The following is a 3,292-nucleotide window of genomic DNA, read 5'->3' on the forward strand; positions in this document are numbered from 1 at the left end:
CCGACCGCGGGGCGGCGTCCGGCACCGGCTACTGGTCGGCGGGGTCCGGCTCCTACCGGCCCGATCTCGTGGAGCTCGCGCTCGGCCACCAGGCGGCGCTGCCCGAGGTGCTGGGCCCCGCCGACGCCTCCGGGACGACGCCGGAGGGCCTGCTGATCTCGGCGGGCACCGGCGAGACCATGGCCGCGGCCTTCGGGCTGGGGGTGGCCGTCGGCGACGCGGTGGTGTCGCTGGGCGCCTCGGGGTCGGTGATGGCCGTGCACCACGAGGCGCTGGCCGACCCGCACGGGATGATCACCTCGTTCGCCGACGCGACCGGGATGCACCTGCCGGTCGTCCACCTCTCGAACGCGGTGCGCGCGCTGCGCGGCACCGCCGAGATGCTGGGCCTGGAGGGCGGGCTGGAGGAGCTGTCGGAGCTGGCGCTGAAGTCGACCCCGGGCGCCTCGGGGCTCGTCCTGCTGCCGTACCTGGAGGGGGAGCGCACCCCACGGCTCCCGCACACCGCGGGCACGCTGAGCGGGCTGCGGCGCGAGTCGATGAAACCGGAGCATCTGGCCCGGGCCGCCTTCGAGGGCATGCTGTGCTCCCTCACCGACGCGCTGGACGTGCTGCGCGGCCGGGGTGTGGAGGTGCGGCGGGTGTTCCTGCTGGGTGCGGCGGCCGAGCTGCCGGCCGTGCAGGCCCTGGCCCCCGCCGTGTTCGGCACGCAGGTCGTCGTACCGCAGCCCGAGCAGTACGCGGCGCTGGGCGCGGCCCGGCAGGCGGCGTGGGCGCTGGGTGTCTCGCGGGGCACGCTCGACGTGCGGACGCCTCCCGCGTGGCGGGGCGCGGCGGCGCAGGTGCTGGAGCCCGGTGAGGAGCTGCCGGTGGGCCGGGCCGTGCGGCAGCAGTACGGGGCCACCCGGGACCAGATCCACCCGGAGGCGTTCGGCGGCACCGTCTGACGGGACCGGGGGCACCGCGGGTTCTTGACCGGGGTTTGAGGAAAAGCGTTGGTCCCCACGGTGCGGCGTACCGCAGGATGGATCGGCCTCTGCCCTTCGCCGACCCGAGAGACCCGCGTGCTCATAAAACTCCTGCGGTCCCACCTGGGACCGTACAGAAGACCGATCCTGCTGCTGGTGGCGCTCCAGTTCCTGCAGACCTGCGCCAGCCTCTACCTGCCCAGCCTCAACGCGGACATCATCGACAACGGTGTCGTCCAGGGGGACACGGGTTACATCCTGACGTTCGGCGGCGTGATGATCGCCGTCAGTGTCGTCCAGGTCCTCTGCAACGTCGGCGCGGTGTACTTCGGCGCCCGTACCGCCTCCGCGCTCGGACGCGACGTACGGGCCTCGGTCTTCGCCCGGGTGCAGTCCTTCTCGGCCCGTGAGGTGGGGAGGTTCGGCGCGCCTTCGCTGATCACGCGTACGACGAACGACGTCCAGCAGATCCAGATGCTCGTGCTGATGACCTTCACGCTGATGGTGTCGGCGCCCATCATGTGTGTCGGCGGCATCGTCATGGCGCTCGGCCAGGACGTGAAGCTGTCGTCGGTGCTGCTGGCGGTGGTGCCGGTGCTCGGTATCGCGGTGAGCCTCATCGTGAAGCGGATGCGCCCCCTGTTCCGCATGATGCAGACGCGGCTGGACACGGTGAACCGGGTGCTGCGCGAGCAGATCACCGGTAACCGGGTCATCCGCGCCTTCGTGCGCGACCGTTACGAGGAGAAGCGGTTCCTCGGCGCCAACACCGAGCTGACCGACGTCGCGCTGTCGACGGGCCGGCTGATGGCGCTGATGTTCCCGACCGTGATGACCGTGGTGAACGTCTCGTCCGTCGCCGTCGTCTGGTTCGGTGCGCACCGCATCGACAGCGGCGGGATGGAGATCGGCGCGCTGACCGCGTTCATCGCGTACCTGATGCAGATCGTCATGTCCGTGATGATGGCCACCTTCATGTTCATGATGGTGCCGCGCGCCGAGGTCTGTGCCGAGCGCATACAAGAGGTCCTGGGGACGGAGTCGAGCGTGGTCCCGCCGGCCGCGCCGGTCACCGAGCTGCTCACCCACGGTCATCTGGAGATACGGGACGCCGAGTTCCGCTACCCGGGCGCCGAGGAGCCGGTGCTGCGGGAGGTCGGGCTCGTGGCGCGGCCCGGGGAGACGACCGCGGTCATCGGGTCGACGGGCAGCGGGAAGTCGACGCTGCTCGGGCTCGTACCGCGGCTGTTCGACGTGACGGGCGGGGACGTGCTCGTCGGGGGCAGGGACGTGCGGACGCTGGACGCGGCCCTGCTGGCGAAGACGGTGAGCCTGGTCCCGCAGAAGCCGTACCTGTTCTCCGGGACGGTCGCGACGAACCTGCGGTACGGCAACCCCGACGCCGATGACGAGGAGCTGTGGCACGCCCTGGAGGTGGCGCAGGCGAAGGACTTCGTCCAGCGGCTGGAAGGCGGTCTCGACGCGCCGATCGCGCAGGGCGGCACCAATGTCTCCGGCGGTCAGCGGCAACGCCTCGCCATCGCGCGGACGCTGGTGCAGCGACCGGAGATCTACCTCTTCGACGACTCGTTCTCGGCCCTGGACTACGCGACGGACGCCGCGCTGCGTACCGCGCTGTCCCGGGAGACGGCCGGGGCGACCGTGGTGATCGTGGCACAGCGGGTGTCCACGATCCGTGACGCCGACCGGATCCTGGTGCTGGACGAGGGCCGGGTCGTCGGCACGGGCACCCACCGGGAACTGATGGACGGCAACGAAACCTACCGGGAGATCGTGCTCTCCCAGCTGACGGAAGCGGAGGCCGCCTGATGGCTGGACCGGGCGGACGGATGGCCATGGGGCCCGGTGAGCGGTCCGCGGACTTCAAGGCGTCGGGCAAGCGGCTGCTGGGCCGGTTCAGCAGGGAGAGGTCCTCGCTGTACCTGATGCTGGGGGCCGGCACGCTGAGCGTGGCGCTCTCGGTGACCGGGCCGAAGGTCCTCGGCGCGGCCACCGACCTGATCTTCGCGGGGGTCGTCGGCCGGCAGATGCCGGAGGGGACGACGAAGGAGCAGGCCGTCGACGGTCTGCGCGAGCGGGGCGACGGGGGCCTCGCGGACATGCTGAGCGGGGTCGACTTCGTCCCCGGCCACGGCATCGACTTCCAGGCGGTGGGCAACGTCCTGCTGGCGGCGCTGGCGGTGTACGTCGGCGCGGGCCTCCTGATGCTGGTGTCGTCCCGGGTGTCGATCCGGATCATCAACCGGGTCGTCTTCCGGCTCCGCGAGGACCTCCAGGCGAAGCTGGCGCGGCTGCCGCTGTCG

2 protein-coding genes and 1 pseudogene are annotated in these 3,292 nt (G+C 71.5%); all 3 read left to right on the top strand.

Translation table 11 applies throughout. The annotated features are described in order from the left end of the window. The coding region (locus IH13_RS0108970) for an FGGY-family carbohydrate kinase (protein WP_031082667.1) at positions 1-947 on the top strand (947 nt) is incomplete at its 5' end. 117 nt (positions 948-1,064) lie between these two features. Further along, entirely contained in the window at positions 1,065-2,798 is a 1,734-nt protein-coding gene (locus tag IH13_RS0108975) for an ABC transporter ATP-binding protein (protein ID WP_031082669.1), read from the top strand. Next, a pseudogene (locus IH13_RS0108980) lies at positions 2,798-3,292 on the top strand (ABC transporter ATP-binding protein); the annotation flags it as partial. The gene IH13_RS0108975 and the pseudogene IH13_RS0108980, both read left to right, overlap by 1 nt.

Source organism: Streptomyces sp. NRRL WC-3549, from assembly GCF_000721935.1.
Taxonomy (GTDB): domain Bacteria; phylum Actinomycetota; class Actinomycetes; order Streptomycetales; family Streptomycetaceae; genus Streptomyces.